Raw genomic sequence first — 19,671 nt, 5'->3', positions numbered from 1 at the left:
AGGAGGAATAGGAATGGATTTTCGCTATCTGCCTATGACAGAAACCGATAAACAGGAGATGCTCAAAACCATAGGGGTTGCCACTACAGAAGAACTCTTTGCTGATATTCCGGAAAAGATACGCTATAAAGGGGAAATGAACCTGCGTGCCCCATTAAATGAAACAGCATTAATGAAAGAGCTTCAGCAGTTGAGCGATAAAAACGCTGATCTTCAGTCGTACCCTTCCTTTTTAGGCGCGGGGGTTTATGATCACTATATTCCTTCCATTGTTGATCATGTGATCCGGCGTTCAGAGTTTTACACAGCCTACACGCCTTACCAGCCGGAAATTTCCCAGGGAGAACTGCAGGCAATTTTTGAATTTCAAACGATGATATGTGAATTGACAGGGATGGATATTGCCAATTCGTCTATGTATGACGGCCATACCGCACTGGCGGAGGCGGCACTGGTTGCAGGAAGCCAGCACAAAAGCCCATCGCGGAAAATTTTAGTATCAGAGGGCGTACATCCGGAATCGCTGCATGTAATAGAAACGTATGCCTCCGGACCTGGGATCGTTGTAGAGACTATCCCGCTTACGGATGGAAAAACAGACATGGATGCACTGGAAAAACAAATTGATGAACATACGGCCGGGGTTATCCTGCAGTATCCTAACTTCTATGGTTCCATTGAAGATCTGAAGGCCGCAGAAAAACTGATCCATCAGTATAAATCACTATTTATCGTATCCAGTAATCCTCTGGCACTCGGCGTACTGAAATCACCCGGCTCGTTTGGCGCAGACATCGTAACCGGTGATGCACAGCCATTTGGCATTCCGACTCAGTTTGGGGGCCCGCACTGCGGTTATTTTACAACAACGAAAAAATTAATGCGGAAAGTACCGGGCAGGCTCGTCGGCCAGACGGAGGATGAGGATGGCATCCGTGGATTTGTATTGACGCTTCAGACGAGAGAACAGCACATACGCCGCGATAAAGCGACATCCAACATCTGTTCCAACCAGGCACTCAATGCCCTGGCTGCATCTGTAGCCATGACGGCGCTCGGCAGACAGGGAGTCAAAGAGATGGCTGCCCAAAACGTTAAAAAAACACACTATATGAAAAAACAGCTGCAGCAGGCAGGAATCCAAATAACAGCAGAGCAGCCCGTTTTTAATGAATTTGTTATTCAACTCCCGGACTCGGCCGATAAAATAAACCGTGCCCTATTCGAACGCGGCATCATTGGCGGATACGACCTGGAACAGACGAAGGCAGGCAAAAAAGGACAGATGCTGCTTTGTGTAACAGATAAACGCAGCAAAGCAGAGATTGATCTCTTTGTGGAAGAACTGAAGGGGGTGCTGGCATGAATAAAGAACAAAAGCTGATTTTTGAGTACAGCAAAGCTGGTCGTACAGGCTATTCGCTGCCGGAACTGGAAGTACCTGATGTGGATATGGATGCCATTCTGCCTGCAGAAATGCAGCGGACAGACAGCCCGGAACTTCCGGAGGTATCAGAGCTGCAGATTATGAGGCACTATACAGCACTATCGACCAGAAATCACGGAGTGGATTCCGGCTTTTATCCGCTCGGTTCATGTACGATGAAATACAACCCTAAAATGAACGAAGACTCCGCCAGGCTGAAAGGATTTGCCCATCTTCATCCGTATCAGCCGGACTATCAGGTGCAGGGAGCGATGCAGCTGATGTATGAGCTGCAGGAAGAGCTCAAAGAGATAGCTGGAATGGATGAAGTGACGCTTCAGCCGGCCGCAGGAGCGCAGGGGGAATGGACCGGCCTGATGATGATTAGAGCGTTCCACGAAGCTAATGGAGACCTTATACGAACCAAGGTTATTGTTCCGGATTCGGCCCATGGCACAAATCCAGCATCCGCTACGGTAGCCGGGTTTGATTCAGTGACGGTGAAAACCGATGAACGTGGTCTGGTGGATCTTGATCATTTAAAAGAAGTCGTTGGGGAAGACACGGCAGCCCTGATGCTTACAAACCCAAATACACTTGGTTTGTTTGAAGAGGACATTCAGGAAATGGCGGCGATTATTCATCAGGCTGGAGGCAAGCTGTATTATGACGGGGCGAACTCCAATGCCATATTAGGAATAGCGCGTCCGGGTGATATGGGATTTGATGTGGTGCACCTGAATCTGCATAAAACATTCACCGGCCCGCACGGAGGCGGTGGTCCGGGAAGCGGACCTGTAGGTGTAAAAAAGGATTTAATCGCTTATCTTCCGAAGCCGCTGCTTGTAAAAGAAAATGAAGCCTACAAATGGGACTATGACCGTCCGGAATCTATTGGACGTGTAAAACCTTTTTACGGAAACTTTGGCATTAACGTACGTGCGCATACGTACATCCGCACGATGGGGGCCGAGGGTCTCCGTAAAGTGTCTGAATATGCGGTTCTGAATGCAAACTACCTGATGAGGCTTCTCGAGCCCTATTATGATCTGCCGTACAATAAACACTGCAAGCATGAATTTGTTCTCTCTGGAAAAAGACAGAAACAGCTCGGGGTCAGAACGCTGGATATTGCGAAACGGCTGCTTGATTTCGGCTATCATCCTCCTACCATTTATTTTCCTACCAATGTAGAGGAGTGTATGATGTTTGAACCGACAGAAACCGAGGCAAAAGAAACGCTGGATGAATTTGCAGACGCGATGATACGGATCGCCAAAGAGGCGGAAGAAAGTCCGGAAACGGTTCAGGAAGCCCCTCATACAACCGTAATCAAAAGACTTGATGAGACGCTGGCTGCAAGGAAACCTGTGCTCCGGCATGAATTTTCTAAAAAAGAAGAAGTCTATCAATCATAGAACAAAAAAAGCTGTCTCCGCGGGGAGACAGCTTTTTATTTTCTGATTTTGCCGGTCCATTTTTTGAAGCCGGTTTTTAATTGATAAATGTCCTCATTGCCGGTTTTCTTTTGGATAACACGGGCCGCCTGCTTGCTGCGGGACCCGGACTGGCAATATAAATAGACCGCCTGATCCTTCCGGATTTCCGTAATGCGCTGTTTTAACTGGGAAAGCGGAATGTTTCTGGCGCCGAGTATATGGCCGCCATCATATTCACGGGGTTCTCTTACGTCAATCAGCTGTGCTTTTCTGTACCCCTGTTTGAATTCTTCTTCTGTCAATTCTGTTAGAAACTTGGGCTTTACAAGCCTTCTGTATAGTAGAAATGACAACAAAACGATGATAATACCCCATAGGATCCAAGCCATATTTGTTCCTCTCCTTTAAAAAAAGCTCACAAGGAATATTATAATAATTTTTGCTTCAAGAAGCAAAACAAATCTATTATACAAAGCAAATTGCCGGGAAAAATCTTAACTTCTTTAGAAATGGAAAAAGCTTTGGTACACTAAAAGATGAAAAGAAAGGTGTGCTGAAATGGAAAAAGAAAAGTGGTACTTTATAGACTCAGGGAAACAATCTCCTGCGTATAATATGGCAATGGATGAAATGCTCCTGCGCTGGCACAGTGAGGGAAAAATTCCTCCAGTGGTCCGCTTTTACGGCTGGAATCCGTCTACACTGTCGATCGGTTACTTTCAGAAAGTACATAAAGATATCGATTTAGATGCTGTAGACAGGCATAAACTAGGTTTTGTCCGCCGGCCGACCGGAGGAAGAGCAGTGCTGCATGATCAGGAATTGACGTACAGCGTCATTGTATCGGAGGAACATCCGCTCATGCCCGCTACTGTAACAGAAGCGTATCGTGTGATCTCGGAGGGGCTGCTTCAGGGATTTTTGAATCTGGGGCTGGACGCTTATTTTTCAGTACCTAAAAGCAAAGAAGAAGAACAGGGATTGAAAAATCCCCAGTCTGCGGTCTGCTTTGATGCCCCGAGCTGGTATGAGCTGGTAGTGGAAGGACGTAAAATTGCAGGCAGCGCCCAAACGAGACAGAAGGGCGTTATCCTCCAGCACGGATCGATTATTATCGACCTTGATGAAGATATGCTGTTCGATGTATTTACGTACTCCAATGACCGGGTGCGGGAAAGAATGCAGCGCGCCTTCCACAAAAAAGCCGTAGCTATTAATGCATTAAAAACGACACCTGTAACGCATGAGCAGGTAGTGCAGGCTTTTCATAAAGGTTTTGCTGACGGACTGAATGTAGACTGGGTGGACTATAAGCTCACCGAGGAACAGGAAAACGAAATACAGGCACTGGCAGCAGAACGTTACGAATCAGATGAATGGAATTACCGCAGGTAAAAAAAACCCGCTGAAAGGCGGGTTTTTTTGTTTGTTATTTTAGGTGGGATGATTTCTGGTGCGGTCTGACAGCTTCGGAGAAAGCTTCCTGAAGCTGTTTGGTAACCGGACCGATGGAATAGTCTGCTTGAAAAGAGCCCTCAATACGGACAACCGGCGTAATTTCCATTGTTGTACTGGAAATAAACATTTCATCTGCATTGGATGCTTCTTCTACAGAAAAGGTTTTTTCAAGAAAAGGAACCTGGTGCTTTTCCGCAAGCTCTTGAATAAACAACCGGGTAATACCGTTTAATATAAGCTCGTTGGCAGGATGGGTAATCACAGCACCGTCTTTAACAATAAAAATATTGGTCGAAGACCCTTCCGTTACGGTTGTTCCCCGATGTTGAAGGGCTTCATCGCATGCATTGTCTTCGGCTTTGCGTTTAGCCATGACATTTCCCAGCAGATTAATGGTTTTTATATCGCAGCGGAGCCATCTAATATCTTCGAGCGCGTAAAGGGCAACCCCATTTTTCTGCTTCTCAAAAGGGATAGGGGCTTCTTTTGCAAAAGCAGTTACTACGGGGTCGAGCCCGCGTTCATATAAATGATTGCGCTCCTGCTCCCCGCGCGTAATTTGAATATAAATGTAGCCGTCGGAAACGTTATTTTTCTCTGAAAGTGAATTAATCATGTCTTCGAATTGAAGCAGGTCGAATGGAATAGGAATATCAATTTCCTCTGTGCTGCGTACGAATCGTTTATAGTGCTCCTCGAGCTGAAAGCAGATGCCGTTATAAAGGCGTACTACTTCATATACACCGTCGCCGAAATAATATCCGCGGTCTTCTAACGAAACTTCAGCGTTACTGCGTTCTATAAGATTGCCTTTTCTCCATACATAGTTCATTATATTACCTCCGGCTTTTTTTCTAAGATACCATGAAAAAGAGTAAAAACCTACATACAAATTTCGTTCTTCTGTGCAAGAAATGAAATTAATGAAATAACGGGTTTTTTAACGGGATATGACAGTTTAGGAGCAGATAGCTTCTTATTTTGTCCTTTTATGAAATTGACAAATTTATAAAAAGAGGTTTGAAAACTATATATAGTGTCAATATATAAATTATAAATACTATATATTGATTTAACCGAAGATCGTATGGTATCATTCAGAAAGAGCTTCAAATCAGCTGCATGCCAAACTAATCTGGTGTTTATTTCTTGTTCTACAGAAAAAACAGCCTGGTCTGCCGGTTCGATTCCGAAAAATTGAGAAGTGAAACAGGAGGAATTTACATGAGTACAGCAACAAAACAAATGCCTAAAGTAAATACGGTTCAACTAAATGAAGATATATCCCTTTTCCCGCAGGTCCACCCCGTAACAGAAGACATGCAGATGACAAAATCAGGTGTTTCCCGTCTGGTCATGCTTGACCGTTATACGTTTAAAGATACGGAAAAGAAGACACTTAAAGAAAATGATTTTGTTATTTTAACTGTAAAAGAGGATCCTAAATTCCCTGCCAGAGGATTTGGATTTGTCACCGTTATTGACCGGGAAAACAATACAGCAGAAGTAAGAGTTGATAATGAATTCCTCCCGCTTCTTAATGAGCAAGAGGCTGAAACAGGAACGGTTGTCCGTTCTCTTGATGTTATCGAAAAACCTCTGGAAATATATTATGAGCAGATTGCCAAGCGTAATGCTACAGGGCTTGCCAGTGTAGAAACAACAGAAGAAAGACGCCGTCAGTCTTTCGAGGAATTTTACGAAGAATTGGTAAATATGAACTTTATTCCGGCCGGACGCGTGCTGTACGGAGCCGGAGCAGAAACCGACGTTACTTATTTTAACTGTTACGTTATGCCTTATATTGCAGATTCCAGAGAAGGGATTTCCGAGCACCGCAAACAGGTAATGGAAATTATGAGCCGCGGCGGCGGTGTTGGAACGAACGGTTCTACTCTTAGACCTAGAAATACGCTTGCAAAAGGAGTAAACGGTAAATCTTCCGGTTCTGTATCCTGGCTTGACGATATCGCAAAGCTTACCCACCTGGTAGAGCAGGGTGGTTCAAGAAGAGGCGCCCAGATGATTATGCTCGCAGACTGGCACCCCGATATTCTTGAATTTATCGTATCCAAAATGCAGAATCCGCGCATTCTGCGCTTTCTGCTTGAAAATACAGAAGATGATCAGATAAAGAAACTTATCGAGGAAAAACTAAAGTTTACTCCGCTGTCGCCAACTGAAGAAGCTATGTACCAGGGGATTCTTAACTACCAGTCTATCCCGGGCCAAGGTGGATTTGACAGTAAAGTCCTTCAGGAAGCAGAAGATAAACTTAATGCCGGCGGTACGTATACTGTTAATTCACCGGAGTTTTTAACCGGTGCAAACATTTCCGTCTGTATTACAGATGACTTTATGAAAGCTGTAGAAAATGATGCAGACTATTCGCTGCGTTTTCCGGATGTGGAAAAGTACTCTAAAGAAGAAATGGCAGAATACAACAAAGACTGGCAGGAAAGCGGAGATGTCCGGGAGTGGGAACAAAAAGGGCATGCTGTTCGTACCTACCGTACCATCAAAGCACGTGAGCTGTGGAAGCTGATCAACGTATGCGCCACTTATTCAGCAGAGCCCGGCATCTTCTTTATCGATAATGCAAACGAGCAGACAAACGCACAGAGCTATGGACAAAAGGTAGTAGCAACCAACCCATGCGGAGAGCAGCCGCTGGCTCCTTACTCCGTTTGTAATCTGGCTGCGGTAAACTTAGCTGAAATGGCAGATAAAGATGAAAAAGTAGTAGATTTTGATAAGCTTCGCAAAACCGTGGCAACCGGTGTAAGAATGCAGGACAACGTTATTGATGCTACTCCATATTTCCTGGAGGATAATACAAAGCAGGCAAAAGGAGAGCGCCGTGTTGGTCTGGGCGTTATGGGAATGCATGACCTGCTTATTTACACGGAAACAACGTATGGCTCAGAAGAGGGCAACGTCCTGATTGATCAAATATTTGAAACGATTGCAACAACTGCGTATCGTACAAGTATTGAAATTGCTAAAGAAAAAGGAAGCTTCCCTTATCTTGAGGCATCTTCGGAAGAAGAAACAAACCGTCTCCGCAGAGCTTTCACGGAAACCGGCTATATGAAGAAAATGCCGCAGGATATTTTAGATGGAGTGAAGGAATACGGTATCCGTAATTCTCATCTTCTTACGGTAGCACCAACCGGCAGTACTGGAACAATGGTCGGTGTCAGTACCGGCCTGGAACCATACTTCTCATTTAAATACTATCGCAGCGGCCGTCTTGGCAAATTCATTGAAGTGAATGCGGCGATTGTCCAGGAATACCTGGACAGAAACCCAGGAGCAGATAAAGATAACCTTCCGGAATTCTTTATTTCTGCAATGGAACTGCTTCCTGAAAACCATGCAGACGTGCAGTGCGTTATCCAAAAATGGGTAGACAGCTCATTATCTAAAACGGTTAACGCTCCTAAAGGCTATACGGTCGAGCAGGTACAGGGAGTATACGAGCGTCTCTATAAAGGCGGCGCTAAGGGCGGCACAGTTTATGTAGATGGAAGCCGTGATGCGCAGGTGCTGACTTTAAAAGCAGAAGACAATACCTTTGAAGCAAAAGAAGAATCTGAAGCATCTCCCGAAAAGAAAGTAGTACTGGTAGATACGATTAAAGACGTCCGCTCTACTACTGTTAATTTCGGTAATGAAATTGGAGATACGTGCCCGGTCTGCCGGGAAGGCTCTATTGAAGATATTGGCGGCTGCAACACATGCACAAACTGCAGTGCCCAATTAAAGTGTGGATTATAAAATAAGAAAAGAAGAAGCCGGGGAGAAATCCGGCTTCTTTTTTTAGTTTACAGTTTGCGGAAGGGAAAAATAATTTCTATTGAAATCAATATAGTGAATTAAATTGTGAACGTTCTTTTATTCATGTACAATAAAGAAGCGCAACAATTTGTCATAAACTATGAAGTATATGGAGGATCCTATATGCCTACTCCAAGCATGGAAGATTATTTAGAGCGGATTTACCAGCTTATTGAATCCAAAGGATATGCCAGAGTATCAGATATTGCAGAAACGCTGGAGGTTCATCCTTCTTCTGTTACAAAAATGGTTCAGAAACTGGATAAGCAGGAATACTTAGTCTATGAAAAATACAGAGGATTGATCTTAACGGCAAAAGGAAAAAAAATTGGAAAGCGTCTAGTCTACAGACATGAGCTGCTTGAAAACTTTATGCGGATCATTGGGGTGGAGCACGAGCATATTTATACGGACGTAGAAGGAATTGAACATCATCTAAGCTGGGATGCTATAGATCGTATAGGAGATATTGTTCAGTATTTCGAAGAGGACCCGAAAAGAGTAGAAAATCTCCGTGAGGTACAAAGTAAAAACGAGCAGGAAAAGCTGGAAGATTAGCTTTTTCTGCTCGATAGAATGCCGCCTTCTCTTTTAGAGAAGGCCATTTTTATGAAAAGAACCGGGGCAAATAGGGTAATCCACAGGCCAAGAATAATGCCTGATAAAAAGACCGCTGCCGATGAAACGGCAAATTCAAATACTAAAAGAAGAAGAAGAGCTCCAGCTAGTCCGACCAGGGAGGCCTTTATTTTTGGAACAAAAGAGGACGGATACGCCATTCGGTTCTTAATGGTCTCAATATCAAAACCTGCACTGAAGCCCAGCAGCAGACCGGCGTAAAAGGCTGCCTGCGGTTCCAGGAGAAACAGGCAGATTCCCAGAAGAACAGCAACACCCAGCAGGAGAAAATCAGGAGCCCCGCCTATCCAATCGAGCGACCGGTATAATGTAAAAATCAAAAAGAAACCAATCAGGCCGGCATAAAAAATATCGGCAATTGTATAAGAAGGATCCAAAAAAGCCAAAAACCCTGCTAAAGCAATAATAACGGCTGCGAATATAGTATAACGGCGGTCTGATATTTCAGGGATTAAAAATCCCCAAAAGACTATGGCGCTTTGAAAGGCGATAGGCATACCGGAAAATTGCTGATCAAGCAGAACCGGTGTACCAAAAGGATAAATGGAAGAAATTAGAATATTTACGTAAATGGAAAAAGCCATAATAAACAAAAGCCTGAAGCCGAGCTGCTTATGGAAGCACCAATAAATAACGGGTATGATGATGAAATATATAGATGGGTGAAAAAAAACATTCAATAACGATAAGGGCAGGCCGGATAGAAAACTGATCATCAGAATTGGCATCATGCAGGAAATTCCTCCTTCTGTCTTTCAAAAAGAGAAGATCGTAAACAATTATGTATAAAAAGAGCCGGGCTTTAAAAAAGAGCCCGGTTCTTTTTGCGGTTTTTTTTGCCTTCGATAACAGTCAAATGCGTATCGCTTCTTTTGCGGGCAATAGCTTTTGTAGAACGTTTCTTTACAGGTTTTGCCTGGGAGCCTGCTGCTTTATAATGACTTTTAGCAGGAGCTGCAGACCCTCCACGACGGGCATTGGCTGCCTTTGATCTCGGAGGAGTATGAGGCTGGTATTGTCTTTGTGTCATCTTTTTCATAATAACTTTCGTAAAAAGAAAATACAGGCCTACTGCGATAGCAAGACCGATTACTAAAGATATCAAAAAAGATATTGGGTTTGTTAGAAGCTGGTTACCAAGACCAAAGGCGGCAAGTCCGAACAACAGCAGCAGGAAAGGCCGGCGAAGCAAGCTCGACATATGATCACCTCCATTAAGAGTAACCTGGGAAGCCAGGTTTTCAAAACACTACCTTGTTATTATTCATTATACAGCATTATGGTCAATTGGCTCGGCTGAGTGCTTTTCTTCGGCAAGAAGTTTTTCAAAAGATAGGATAGCTACTTCCACCTGGTCATTTTTAGGAGGCTTAGTTGTAAGCAGCTGAAGACCTAATCCCGGAAGTCCAAGCCACTTTAGTACAGGAATGTTCCGTACTTTATTCGTTCCCTGGAGGACTTCATAAGATACGCCCAGAACGACTGGTATAAGGGCCAGCCGGTGAACGATACGTTCAGCCAGCGAATCAAACGGCACCATTAAATAAATAAGCACCCCGACAATAACAGTGAATAAAATAAAACTACTGCCGCAGCGATAATGGAGCCTGGAGTGGCGCTGCACATTCTGAACAGTGAGCGGGACTCCTGCTTCATACGTGTTAATTACTTTATGCTCCGCTCCGTGATACTGGAAAAGCCTTTTAACCATTGGAGTCAGGGAGATAAGATAAATATAGAGGAAAAGCAGAATGAGTTTAAAAAATCCTTCCAGAAGGTTTTGGGCAACGTGGCCGGGAAATATAGGGGTGAATCCTCCTGCTGCAACGGCTGGAAGAACGGTGAAAATAAAATTACCGAATAAGAACGAAGTGACCCCCACTACTGCAGTTCCCAATATCATTCCCCACTTAGAGGAAGAAGCTTTTTCCACCGGAGCTGTTTCATCATCTTCGGGGTTAACGTCATAGCGGTCAGAGGCGTAATTTAAATGCTTCATCCCTACTGAACTTGCTTCAATTAATCCTGCAATACCGCGGATAATAAATATTTTTTTTAAAGAACGCAGGATAGGAATACTTTTTTTCTTTACTTCGTAATATTCAATTTCCCCGTTATTGCGGCGGATAGCGCTGACAGTCGTTGTTTTTCCGGCAAACATGACGCCTTCTACAATAGCCTGGCCTCCGTAAGCCATTTTTTTTGATTCAGTCATAGTATCATCCCATCCATGCCGAAAATATGGCATTGGTGTGTTACCTTCAATTTTACACCATTTCACGGGCATTCACTACAATAATATCAATTCTATACGTAATAGAAGTTATACAGCTATTTTCCCTTTTCTGAAGATTTTACACTCGAAATTTAAATACCGGAACAAGCATCCCGAAGCGCCCGTCCTTTCTCAATATATGATAAAATAAAGCCGTGATAAATAATGGATGACTGTAGGAGGCAAATATGCAGAAACTGATTCAACAAATAAGAGCACAGCTGGAAAACAAAGAAATAGAAGCCATATTTATAGAAAGTCCGACAAACCGCAGGTATTTATCAGGATTCACCGGAACCGCCGGAGCTTTATTCATTACAAAAGAACAGGCCTATTTTATTACAGATTTCCGTTACATAGAGCAGGCGGCCGAGGAGTGTCCGGAATTTGAAATAGTGAAGCATGAAAAAGGCATTATTTCGGAAGCCACACGCCTCACAGAGCTTTTATCACTAAAAGCTGTTGGATTCGAGGAAGAATATGTAACGTATCAGCAGTACACCCAGATGAAAAAACAAATTCACGCGGAGCTGGTTCCCACTTCGTCGATTGTCGAACAAGTACGCCTTTATAAGACACCCGAAGAGATAGCTGTTTTAAAAGAAGCGGCTGCAATTGCAGACAGAGCGTTTGATCACATCACAACATTTATTAAACCCGGAATGAAAGAAACAGAAGTAAGCAATGAACTCGAATTTTTCATGAGAAGAGAAGGAGCGGTTTCTTCCTCCTTTGATATAATCGTTGCATCCGGCTGGAGAAGCGCGCTTCCCCACGGTGTCGCCAGCAGTAAAATTATTGAAGGCGGAGAGCTGGTTACGCTTGATTATGGCGCTTATTACAAAGGCTACTGCTCTGACATTACGCGTACCATTGCCGTAGGAGAGCCGACCAGCGAATTAAAAAAGATTTACCAGACTGTACTGGAAGCGCAGCTGCTGGCTGTTGAACAAATTAAACCCGGCATGACCGGCATAGAAGCAGACCAGATTGCACGAGCCCACATTGAGCAGGCCGGGTACGGAAAATACTTTGGCCACGGTCTCGGTCATGGACTCGGCATGGAGGTACATGAAGGACCGAGGCTTTCTCCAAAAGGCAGCCAAGTGCTCGAGCCTGGAATGGTAGTAACGGTCGAGCCGGGTATTTATGTTCCAAAAGCAGGCGGCACAAGAATTGAAGACGATATTGTGATTACAGAAGAAGGTAATGAAGTGCTGACCTACGCGCCAAAGGAATTAGTAATAGTAGGAGAATGATTAGTGTGATATAGTAAGTACCGAATTGATAAAAAATGGAGGCACGGCAATGATTTCAGTAAACGATTTTAAAACAGGACTTACCATTGAAGTAGATAATGATATTTGGACGGTAGTAGACTTTCAGCATGTAAAACCTGGAAAGGGAGCAGCTTTCGTACGTTCCAAATTAAGAAGTCTCCGGTCAGGAAATATTCAGGAAAAAACATTCCGCGCCGGTGAAAAGGTAGGACGCGCCCATATTGAACGCCGCCGCATGCAGTATTTATATGCCAACGGGGACATGCACACGTTCATGGATAATGAATCGTATGAACAGCTTGAACTTGCGAGCGATCAGCTGAAAAACGAATTAAATTATTTAAAGGACAACATGGAAGTACAGGTTAACACGTATGGTACAGAAACACTTGGTGTGGAAGTGCCAAATACAGTGGAGCTGGAAGTTACTGCTACAGAGCCCGGTGTTAAAGGAGATACTTCCTCCGGCGGTACAAAGCCGGCTACCCTTGAAACAGGATTAACAGTTCAGGTTCCATTTTTTGTGAATCAAGGCGACCGCCTGGTGATTGATACTAGAAGCGGTAACTACGTTTCTAGAGCGTAGAAAAAAAGGCCTAAAAGTGGAAGACACTTTGCGGCCTTTTTTCTTTGCAGAAATATAACGAAGGTATTTCATCACCCACTATAAGCAGGAAAGGAGAAGGGCATATGAACGAGCAGTCCCCGGTAAAAAAGCGCTGGAGCATTACGGCAAAAGAAGCACTGATTGGAACAGCGATTGTGATTCTTCATTTTTGTTTATGGTTTGGCTTTGCTTATGGTCTTGGTTCTGGTCCTCCGGAAGAGTATCGATATATAGCCGGCATGCCGGCCTGGTTCTTTTTTAGCTGTGTGATCGTCCCCATTTTTATTATAATTTTGGTGGCCTTGGCCGTTCGGTTCTTTTTTACTGATATATCTTTGGAAGAAGAGGAAGAAAAGAAATGAATACAGCTGTAATAGTTCCTTTACTTTTGTTTTTAGCCGTCGTATTTCTGGTCGGTTTTTTGTCAGCGAAACGAATTTCAAAAAAAAATGATTTTCTGCAGGAATACTTTTTGGGCAGCCGGGAAATGGGTGGACTGATCCTGGCTATGACGATGGTTGCTACATACGGCAGTGCCAGCAGCTTTGTCGGTGGTCCGGGTGCAGCTTATACGCAGGGGCTGGGCTGGGTTCTTCTCGCGATGGCTCAGGTAGTGACGGGTTATTTTACGTTAATGATTCTCGGAAAACGATTTGCTATTAAGTCTCGTCAATATAAAGCAATAACGCTGGTTGATTATTTAAAAAGCCGTTATGAAAGCAAAGCGGTTGTTATACTGAGTGCAGCAAGTATCGTATTGTTCCTTTTTTCTGCTATGGCAGCCCAGTGGATAGGCGGTGCGAGGCTGGTGGAGACCATCACCGGCCTCTCATATACTACCGCTTTATTTATTTTTGCCGTGACCATTTTGATATATGTGACCATTGGCGGGTTCAGAGCCGTCGTAGTGACTGATACGATTCAGGGAATTATTATGTTTTTTGGAACACTGATTATTTTAGCAGGAACGATAATTGCCGGGGGCGGGCTTCCGGCAATTATGGCTGATCTCACGGCTGAAAACCCGGCTCTCGTTTCTCCATTTGGAGCGGAAGGGGAGCTGACGCCGCTTTATGTATCTTCTTTCTGGATTCTTGTCGGGGTTGGGGTTGTCGGGCTTCCTCAGGTTGCCGTAAGAGCGATGTCTTATAAAAATTCTGTTTCCATGCATCGGGCGCTTATTATTGGAACATTTGTCGTGGCTTTTATGATGTTTGGAATTCACCTTACCGGGGTGCTGGCCAGACCGATTCTGCCGGGCATAGACGCACCGGATACTGTTATGCCTCTGATCGTGCTCGAAGTACTGCCCGCCTGGCTGGCAGGGATTGTGCTGGCTGCGCCTCTGGCTGCTATTATGTCAACAGTTGACTCGCTTCTGCTGCTGGTCAGCTCTACGGTGGTAAAGGATGTATATTTGAATTATATACAGCCGGAGGCGGACAACCGGCGTATTAAAAAAGTGACGTACTCTGTAACGGTTCTGCTTGGTGCCGCTGTTTTTATACTCGCCCTTAATCCTCCGGATCTTTTAATTTGGCTGAATTTATTTGCATTCGGCGGTCTGGAAGCAGCGTTCATCTGGCCGATTGTTCTTGGCCTGTACTGGGAAAAAGGAAATAAACACGGTGCTCTTGCTTCAATTATCAGCGGTGTTGGTTCCTACGTGCTTATTTATCAGTTCACGCCCGATGTTCTAGGGGTGCATTCGGTTACTATTCCCGTTATTTTGTCTTTATTCTGCTATATCGGCGTGAGCCTGCTGACGCAGAAAAAGATACCGGCCGTTGTGTAAAAGAGCGGAGATGAGTAGATGAAAAAAACATACCTGCGTGGTATAATCAACACGTGAAAAAACGTACTGTTTACAATATAAATAAGAAGTGAGGAATTATAATGGATTGGAACGACTTAACAGAAGGTGCAAAAGCAGTATTAGAACAGACGAGGAATATGAAGAATGACCAAATTCAAATTGTGGAATTTGAAGTCGGCTTCAGTCATGAATACGGCGAAGGCAGCGGATCATACACTGTTTCCATCCAGGAAGAAGATTATGACAACCTGAAGAAATTTGTCAGGGAAAATGAATATGAAGAAAAGTATCACATGGCCAGAAACAAAAATCTGGTAAAGATTATTCTTCTTGAAAATGATAAAATCCCTGATAATCTATCTGAATTTCCTGTGTTCAGACAGTATAAAGAGGAATTTGTAAGAAAGCAGGAAGAACAGGCTGAAAAAGAAGCGCTGGAAGCTCAGGAGAAAGAGCGGGCGGAAGCAGAGAAGCCGGAATAAAATAGATCTATTTTTAAAGGAGGCCCTGCAGTGAGTGACGCAAAAGTACTGGATATTAAAGAAGAGTGGAATGAACTCGGACGGATTGAAATAGCTCCGGATGTAATAGAAGTAATAACCGCGCTTGCTGTATCCGAGGTCAGCGGAGTTCACTCATTAAGAGGGAATTTCGCATTGGACGTAGCAGAGAAACTAGGCAGGAAAAATGTAAGCAAAGGGGTCAAGGTGGATCTTGGCGAAATGGGTGTGAAAATTGACGTGTCGGTTACGATGCAGTACGGAGTGGCGGTGCCTCAAGTAGCTAAAGAGCTTCAAAAAGCAATTTATCAGGCTTTGAGAACAATGACTTCCGTAGCGATCGATTCGATTAACATTCATGTAGCTGCTATTCAGCTTGATCATGCAGAAACTAAAGAAGCAGATAAACAAAATTAAGTAAAGTTAGGCTGTTATAACAGCTCACCCTGTTATAGCAGTTTTTTATTCTCTTAGGATGAACAAAAGAAAAAAGCAGGGTGAGCGGACGCTTTTGCAGACAAAGCCTGGTACGGACCAGGTTTTATTTATCGTAAAAACAGCAGGCTGGCAGTTAAAAGCCTGTGACAAGCAGGAAGAGGGAATGGGTAATGAATCGAAGGCTAGCACGATTAAGAGCGGTACAGGTGTTATATCAGGTGGATTTGACAGGAGTAGAATGGCAGCGTGCTTTGGAAAATACATTAGAAGAAGATGAAACAGCGGATGAGTTTCTGACTACTGTTATTGAAGGGACGCTGGAAGAAAAAGAAGGCATCGATGCTCAGCTGACGGAACATCTTGATAACTGGACCATCACAAGAGTCGGCAATATCGACCGGAATATTCTGCGGGAATCTGTGTATGAAATGCTGTTTGTTGAAGATATTCCCCTGCATGTAAGTGTTAACGAAGCGATTGAGCTTGGAAAAGCTTTCGGGGGAAAAGAGTCAGGAAGCTTTATTAACGGCGTTTTGTCAAACGTGTTAAAAGAATGCGAACTAAAAAAGGAGGAGGAGTCATGACAGCTGAACTTATCAGCGGTAAGGAAGTAGCCGCTTCTACAAGAAGCTACATTAAAGAACAGGTAGCCGAATGGAAAGAAAAAGGAGTAGAGCCGGGACTTGCCGTAATTATAGTCGGAGAAAATCCAGCCTCCATGTCTTATGTTAAAGGAAAAGATAAGGCGTCAAAAGAAGCGGGGATTCATTCGGTTCTGCATGAACTGCCTGATACCATTTCAGAAAACGACCTTCTGAACGTAATAGAGCAATATAATCAGGATACAGCCATCCACGGCATCCTCGTTCAGCTTCCGCTTCCAAAGCAGATCGATGAAAAGAAAGTTATTGAAGCCATTCATCCGGATAAAGATGTAGATGGCTTTCATCCCATCAGTATTGGACGGATGATGACCGGCCAGGAAGCGTTCCTTCCCTGCACGCCGTACGGTATCATTAAAATGCTTGAGTACAAAGGTATTCCTATCGAGGGAAAACACGCAGTCGTAATAGGAAGAAGCAACATTGTCGGAAAGCCGATGGGACAGATGCTGTTGAATAAAAATGCTACTGTCACATACTGCCACTCCAGAACGGTAGACCTGAAAAGCTATACCAGACAGGCAGATATTGTCATCGCAGCGATTGGCATTCCAGAATTTGTAACCGAAGATTTCATAAAAGACGGGGCGGTCGTAATCGATGTCGGAATGAATCGAAAAGAGAACGGCAAATTATGCGGAGACGTTCTGTTTGACGACGTAAAAGAAAAAGCTTCCTATATTACGCCCGTTCCCGGCGGAGTCGGACCGATGACTATTACGATGCTTTTATACAATACGCTTGAATCAGCGGTCCGTGAATACAACAGGCAGGCACGGTAAAGATGACTGCTATGGAGGACCGCTGGATATCTATTTCTCAGCTGACATCCCGCATTAAGCAGACTATTGAACAGAACGTTGATCTGCAGGCTGTCTGGTTGAGAGGGGAAATATCCAACTTCAAAAAACACAGCCGGGGCCATATGTATTTCACTATAAAAGATGAACGGTCAAAAATATCAGCCGTTATGTTTGCCGGAAACAACAAATCGCTTGCTTTTGAGCCTGAAAATGGAATGAAAGTATTGATCAGGGGACGCGTTTCTGTCTACGAGCCTTTCGGCCAGTACCAGCTTTATGTTAATGATATGGAACCCGATGGTATCGGCCAGCTGTTCATTAAATACGAACAGCTGAAAAACAAACTGGAGCTGGAAGGGCTTTTTCGTGAAGGTATGAAAAAAAAGCTTCCCGCCTATCCTAAAAAAATAGCCGTGATCACTTCTCCAACAGGTGCTGCGATACGGGATGTGATTTCAACAATAAAACGGAGATACCCTCCAGCCGGTATCACTCTCTATCCCGTGCTGGTTCAGGGAAGAGATGCGGCGCCGTCGATTGTACGTGCATTGAAACAAGCGGAAACAGATCCGGAAGTAGATGTAATCATAGCAGGAAGAGGGGGAGGATCAATTGAAGAACTCTGGGCTTTTAATGAAGAAATCGTAGCCCGGGCCATTCACGCGGCCTCCATTCCAATTATTTCTGCAGTAGGGCACGAAACAGACTTTACCATTGCAGATTTTGCGGCTGATGTGAGAGCAGCCACCCCGACAGCAGCGGCAGAGATAGCTGTGCCTTCATTAATTGATGTTGTTCAGCAGATTACTTCCTATGAACAGCGTCTGCATCTGGCCATGGATAATCATAGAAAGCGCGGTGCTGAACGCCTGAAAAGGCTTCAGGGGGCATATGCCTTTCGTTACCCGATGCAGCTTCTCCAGCAGAAAGAACAAGAACTTGACAGGCTGATGGACAGACTGGAAAAAAGACGCCTTCTCCTGCTGGAAGGCAGTTTATCGTCGTTTCAGGTACTTAAAAAAAGACTGGAGCTCCAGCATCCACAGAGAAAGCTGGAATCCAGCCGAAAAGATTATTACCAGACCGCAGAACGTCTTGAAAAAGTAAAAAACAGGTATCTACAGAATAAACAAAATGATTTCTATCATGTTCTCCAAAAACTGAACCTGCTTAATCCCCTGCAGATTTTAGAAAGAGGCTACCAGGTTTCATTTGATGAAAAGGGGGAGCTGATTTCCTCTGTGAAGCAGGCGGTTCCGGGCAGCAGGCTGGATGTGCAGATGAAAGACGGCACCGTTCAGACAAAAGTAATAGAAACAGTTTCCAAGCGTAAGTGGGATTTTGAAAAAAAGGAAGGTGAAAATGATGAGTGAAAATAAAGAACTTTCTTTTGAAGAAGCTCTTAAACAGCTTGAATCTACGGTAAACAAGCTGGAAGAGGGGGATGTGCCGCTTGAAAAAGCCCTTCACATGTATCAGGAAGGAATGCAGCTTTCCTCCCTCTGTCACGACAAGCTTAAAAAAGTAGAAAAACAGATGGACGTTATTATAGAAGAAAACGGAGAAATCAAACCATTAACAGTAGATGGAGAGGATGCAGGTGAATAAGCAGCTTGAATCATTCATATCTGCAAACAAGAGGCGTATTGATGAGGTTCTGCCGCAGACGGTACAGAATTTGTCCATGCCTGCAGCTCTAAAGGAATCCATGCTTTATTCCATCGAAGCAGGTGGAAAGAGAGTGCGTCCGCTTTTACTGCTTGCGGCTTTTCAATCCTACCAGGAGAGCAGGGACAATGTGGTACAGGCAGCCTGTGCTGTAGAACTAATTCATACATATTCCCTGATTCACGATGATCTTCCGGCAATGGATGATGATGATTACCGGCGTGGGAAATTGACCAACCATAAAGTTTATGGAGAAGCACACGCTATTCTGGCAGGAGATGCTATGCTGACAAGGGCATTTGAACTGCTGGCTGAACTCCCCGATACGTCAGATCATAGTAAAGTTATGCTCATTCTTGAACTGTCCAGAGCGGCAGGAGCAGAAGGTATGGTAGGCGGACAGGTAGCAGACATGGAGGGGGAAAAATCCACTCTCAACCTTCAGGAGCTTGAATCGATACATCATCGCAAGACCGGCGATCTGCTCGGTTTTTCCATTATAGCCGGCGGCATTCTGGCAGGGGCGCCTGAAGAAGATCTTTCCAAACTTCGTGCTTTCGGCAGGGAACTCGGTCTCGTCTTTCAAATTAAAGATGATATTCTCGACGTGGAAGGCGATTCAATAGAAATGGGTAAGCCGGCAGGAAGCGATGAAAATAAAGATAAAAGCACGTATCCAAAACTTTTGTCTCTTGAAGGAGCAAAAGAGAAGCTGAGCTGGCATGCTGAAAAAGCGAAAGAATATGCCGGCCAGCTGAACGGAAAGAGCGAAATTCTTACCGAATTCGTAGAGTATATTCAGCATCGTACAAAATAGGTC

Annotated in this window: 21 protein-coding genes; 16 read left to right on the top strand and 5 right to left on the bottom strand. The window is 44.2% G+C overall.

Features of this window, described 5'->3' with window-relative positions; genetic code table 11:
* The first annotated feature begins 13 nt into the window (after positions 1-13).
* Both gcvPA and gcvPB read left to right on the top strand, forming a co-directional pair.
* Positions 14-1,366, top strand: a complete 1,353-nt coding sequence (gene gcvPA, locus ATL39_RS10750; protein WP_120193364.1) for an aminomethyl-transferring glycine dehydrogenase subunit GcvPA — start codon at positions 14-16, stop codon at positions 1,364-1,366.
* On the top strand, positions 1,363-2,844 hold the full coding sequence (gene gcvPB / locus ATL39_RS10745; protein WP_120193363.1) for an aminomethyl-transferring glycine dehydrogenase subunit GcvPB: 1,482 nt from the start codon (positions 1,363-1,365) through the stop codon (positions 2,842-2,844). The genes gcvPA and gcvPB overlap by 4 nt, the downstream gene beginning before the upstream one ends.
* Positions 2,845-2,879: 35 nt before the next feature.
* Here gcvPB and ATL39_RS10740 read toward each other — a convergent pair whose 3' ends face one another.
* Complete coding sequence (locus ATL39_RS10740; RefSeq protein ID WP_120193362.1) at positions 2,880-3,254, bottom strand: rhodanese-like domain-containing protein; 375 nt, start codon at positions 3,252-3,254, stop codon at positions 2,880-2,882.
* Positions 3,255-3,423: 169 nt separating this feature from the next.
* Here ATL39_RS10740 and ATL39_RS10735 point away from each other — a divergent pair, with 169 nt between their 5' ends.
* Positions 3,424-4,260, top strand: a complete 837-nt coding sequence (locus tag ATL39_RS10735; protein ID WP_120193361.1) for a lipoate--protein ligase family protein — start codon at positions 3,424-3,426, stop codon at positions 4,258-4,260.
* Between the two features lie 34 nt (positions 4,261-4,294).
* Here the strand turns inward: ATL39_RS10735 and dat are convergent, their stop codons facing one another.
* The gene (gene dat, locus ATL39_RS10730) at positions 4,295-5,155 is read right to left on the bottom strand and encodes a D-amino-acid transaminase (protein WP_120193360.1); all 861 of its coding nucleotides are present in this window, start codon (positions 5,153-5,155) and stop codon (positions 4,295-4,297) included.
* A gap of 392 nt (positions 5,156-5,547) precedes the next feature.
* Between dat and ATL39_RS10725 the strand changes: the two genes are divergently transcribed.
* The gene (locus tag ATL39_RS10725; protein ID WP_120193359.1) at positions 5,548-8,103 is read left to right on the top strand and encodes a vitamin B12-dependent ribonucleotide reductase; all 2,556 of its coding nucleotides are present in this window, start codon (positions 5,548-5,550) and stop codon (positions 8,101-8,103) included.
* Between the two features lie 183 nt (positions 8,104-8,286).
* On the top strand, positions 8,287-8,721 hold the full coding sequence (gene mntR / locus ATL39_RS10720; RefSeq protein WP_120193358.1) for a transcriptional regulator MntR: 435 nt from the start codon (positions 8,287-8,289) through the stop codon (positions 8,719-8,721).
* On the opposite strand, the gene ATL39_RS10715 is transcribed toward mntR, so the two are convergent.
* From ATL39_RS10715 to ATL39_RS10705, 3 genes are all read right to left on the bottom strand, one after another.
* On the bottom strand, positions 8,718-9,533 hold the full coding sequence (locus tag ATL39_RS10715; RefSeq protein ID WP_120193357.1) for a phosphatase PAP2 family protein: 816 nt from the start codon (positions 9,531-9,533) through the stop codon (positions 8,718-8,720). The genes mntR and ATL39_RS10715 overlap by 4 nt on opposite strands.
* A 71-nt stretch (positions 9,534-9,604) precedes the next feature.
* A complete protein-coding gene (locus tag ATL39_RS10710; RefSeq protein WP_120193356.1) occupies positions 9,605-10,003 on the bottom strand; it encodes an SA1362 family protein in 399 nt (132 codons plus the stop codon).
* A gap of 66 nt (positions 10,004-10,069) precedes the next feature.
* A complete protein-coding gene (locus ATL39_RS10705; RefSeq protein WP_120193355.1) occupies positions 10,070-11,017 on the bottom strand; it encodes a DUF1385 domain-containing protein in 948 nt (315 codons plus the stop codon).
* Between the two features lie 248 nt (positions 11,018-11,265).
* On the opposite strand from ATL39_RS10705, the gene ATL39_RS10700 reads away from it, so the two are divergent.
* The 11 genes from ATL39_RS10700 to ATL39_RS10650 all read left to right on the top strand — a co-directional run bounded on the left by ATL39_RS10700 (position 11,266) and on the right by ATL39_RS10650 (position 19,668).
* Positions 11,266-12,336 carry a M24 family metallopeptidase gene (locus ATL39_RS10700; protein WP_120193354.1) on the top strand — a complete coding sequence of 357 codons (1,071 nt, stop codon included), beginning with the start codon at positions 11,266-11,268 and terminating at the stop codon, positions 12,334-12,336.
* A gap of 49 nt (positions 12,337-12,385) precedes the next feature.
* Positions 12,386-12,943 carry an elongation factor P gene (gene efp / locus ATL39_RS10695; RefSeq protein ID WP_120193353.1) on the top strand — a complete coding sequence of 186 codons (558 nt, stop codon included), beginning with the start codon at positions 12,386-12,388 and terminating at the stop codon, positions 12,941-12,943.
* A 104-nt stretch (positions 12,944-13,047) separates the two neighbouring features.
* Entirely contained in the window at positions 13,048-13,326 is a 279-nt protein-coding gene (locus ATL39_RS10690) for a YhdT family protein (RefSeq protein WP_120193352.1), read from the top strand.
* A complete protein-coding gene (gene panF / locus ATL39_RS10685; RefSeq protein WP_120193351.1) occupies positions 13,323-14,759 on the top strand; it encodes a sodium/pantothenate symporter in 1,437 nt (478 codons plus the stop codon). The genes ATL39_RS10690 and panF overlap by 4 nt, the downstream gene beginning before the upstream one ends.
* Before the next feature lie 101 nt (positions 14,760-14,860).
* Positions 14,861-15,262, top strand: coding sequence for a hypothetical protein (locus ATL39_RS10680; protein WP_120193350.1), 402 nt, complete (start codon positions 14,861-14,863; stop codon positions 15,260-15,262).
* A gap of 30 nt (positions 15,263-15,292) precedes the next feature.
* Positions 15,293-15,697: an Asp23/Gls24 family envelope stress response protein gene (locus tag ATL39_RS10675; protein ID WP_120193349.1), complete on the top strand. Its 405-nt coding sequence runs from the start codon at positions 15,293-15,295 to the stop codon at positions 15,695-15,697.
* Between the two features lie 191 nt (positions 15,698-15,888).
* Positions 15,889-16,302 carry a transcription antitermination factor NusB gene (nusB, locus tag ATL39_RS10670; RefSeq protein ID WP_120193348.1) on the top strand — a complete coding sequence of 138 codons (414 nt, stop codon included), beginning with the start codon at positions 15,889-15,891 and terminating at the stop codon, positions 16,300-16,302.
* On the top strand, positions 16,299-17,162 hold the full coding sequence (gene folD, locus ATL39_RS10665; RefSeq protein ID WP_120193347.1) for a bifunctional methylenetetrahydrofolate dehydrogenase/methenyltetrahydrofolate cyclohydrolase FolD: 864 nt from the start codon (positions 16,299-16,301) through the stop codon (positions 17,160-17,162). The genes nusB and folD overlap by 4 nt, the downstream gene beginning before the upstream one ends.
* An 11-nt stretch (positions 17,163-17,173) precedes the next feature.
* Positions 17,174-18,556 (top strand): exodeoxyribonuclease VII large subunit, encoded by a 1,383-nt coding sequence (gene xseA / locus ATL39_RS10660; protein ID WP_120193579.1) that lies wholly within the window; start codon positions 17,174-17,176, stop codon positions 18,554-18,556.
* Positions 18,546-18,791 carry an exodeoxyribonuclease VII small subunit gene (locus ATL39_RS10655; protein ID WP_120193346.1) on the top strand — a complete coding sequence of 82 codons (246 nt, stop codon included), beginning with the start codon at positions 18,546-18,548 and terminating at the stop codon, positions 18,789-18,791. Before xseA ends, ATL39_RS10655 begins: the two co-directional genes overlap by 11 nt.
* Positions 18,784-19,668, top strand: a complete 885-nt coding sequence (locus ATL39_RS10650) for a polyprenyl synthetase family protein (RefSeq protein ID WP_120193345.1) — start codon at positions 18,784-18,786, stop codon at positions 19,666-19,668. The genes ATL39_RS10655 and ATL39_RS10650 overlap by 8 nt, the downstream gene beginning before the upstream one ends.
* Positions 19,669-19,671 lie beyond the last annotated feature (3 nt).

It is taken from the genome of Sinobaca qinghaiensis (assembly GCF_003610495.1).
GTDB classification, from domain to species: domain Bacteria; phylum Bacillota; class Bacilli; order Bacillales; family Marinococcaceae; genus Sinobaca; species Sinobaca qinghaiensis.
Note: the sequence above shows the minus strand (reverse complement) of the source record. Positions and strands in the feature narration are given on the sequence as shown.

Bases quoted from the DNA above. Each gene is read 5' to 3' on its own strand.
- gcvPA (WP_120193364.1), top strand. From the start codon at position 14: ATGGATTTTCGCTATCTGCCTATGACAGAAACCGATAAACAGGAGATG.
- gcvPB (WP_120193363.1), top strand. From the start codon at position 1,363: ATGAATAAAGAACAAAAGCTGATTTTTGAGTACAGCAAAGCTGGTCGT.
- ATL39_RS10740 (WP_120193362.1), bottom strand. From the start codon at position 3,254: ATGGCTTGGATCCTATGGGGTATTATCATCGTTTTGTTGTCATTTCTA.
- ATL39_RS10735 (WP_120193361.1), top strand. From the start codon at position 3,424: ATGGAAAAAGAAAAGTGGTACTTTATAGACTCAGGGAAACAATCTCCT.
- dat (WP_120193360.1), bottom strand. From the start codon at position 5,155: ATGAACTATGTATGGAGAAAAGGCAATCTTATAGAACGCAGTAACGCT.
- ATL39_RS10725 (WP_120193359.1), top strand. From the start codon at position 5,548: ATGAGTACAGCAACAAAACAAATGCCTAAAGTAAATACGGTTCAACTA.
- mntR (WP_120193358.1), top strand. From the start codon at position 8,287: ATGCCTACTCCAAGCATGGAAGATTATTTAGAGCGGATTTACCAGCTT.
- ATL39_RS10715 (WP_120193357.1), bottom strand. From the start codon at position 9,533: ATGATGCCAATTCTGATGATCAGTTTTCTATCCGGCCTGCCCTTATCG.
- ATL39_RS10710 (WP_120193356.1), bottom strand. From the start codon at position 10,003: ATGTCGAGCTTGCTTCGCCGGCCTTTCCTGCTGCTGTTGTTCGGACTT.
- ATL39_RS10705 (WP_120193355.1), bottom strand. From the start codon at position 11,017: ATGACTGAATCAAAAAAAATGGCTTACGGAGGCCAGGCTATTGTAGAA.
- ATL39_RS10700 (WP_120193354.1), top strand. From the start codon at position 11,266: ATGCAGAAACTGATTCAACAAATAAGAGCACAGCTGGAAAACAAAGAA.
- efp (WP_120193353.1), top strand. From the start codon at position 12,386: ATGATTTCAGTAAACGATTTTAAAACAGGACTTACCATTGAAGTAGAT.
- ATL39_RS10690 (WP_120193352.1), top strand. From the start codon at position 13,048: ATGAACGAGCAGTCCCCGGTAAAAAAGCGCTGGAGCATTACGGCAAAA.
- panF (WP_120193351.1), top strand. From the start codon at position 13,323: ATGAATACAGCTGTAATAGTTCCTTTACTTTTGTTTTTAGCCGTCGTA.
- ATL39_RS10680 (WP_120193350.1), top strand. From the start codon at position 14,861: ATGGATTGGAACGACTTAACAGAAGGTGCAAAAGCAGTATTAGAACAG.
- nusB (WP_120193348.1), top strand. From the start codon at position 15,889: ATGAATCGAAGGCTAGCACGATTAAGAGCGGTACAGGTGTTATATCAG.
- folD (WP_120193347.1), top strand. From the start codon at position 16,299: ATGACAGCTGAACTTATCAGCGGTAAGGAAGTAGCCGCTTCTACAAGA.
- xseA (WP_120193579.1), top strand. From the start codon at position 17,174: ATGGAGGACCGCTGGATATCTATTTCTCAGCTGACATCCCGCATTAAG.
- ATL39_RS10655 (WP_120193346.1), top strand. From the start codon at position 18,546: ATGATGAGTGAAAATAAAGAACTTTCTTTTGAAGAAGCTCTTAAACAG.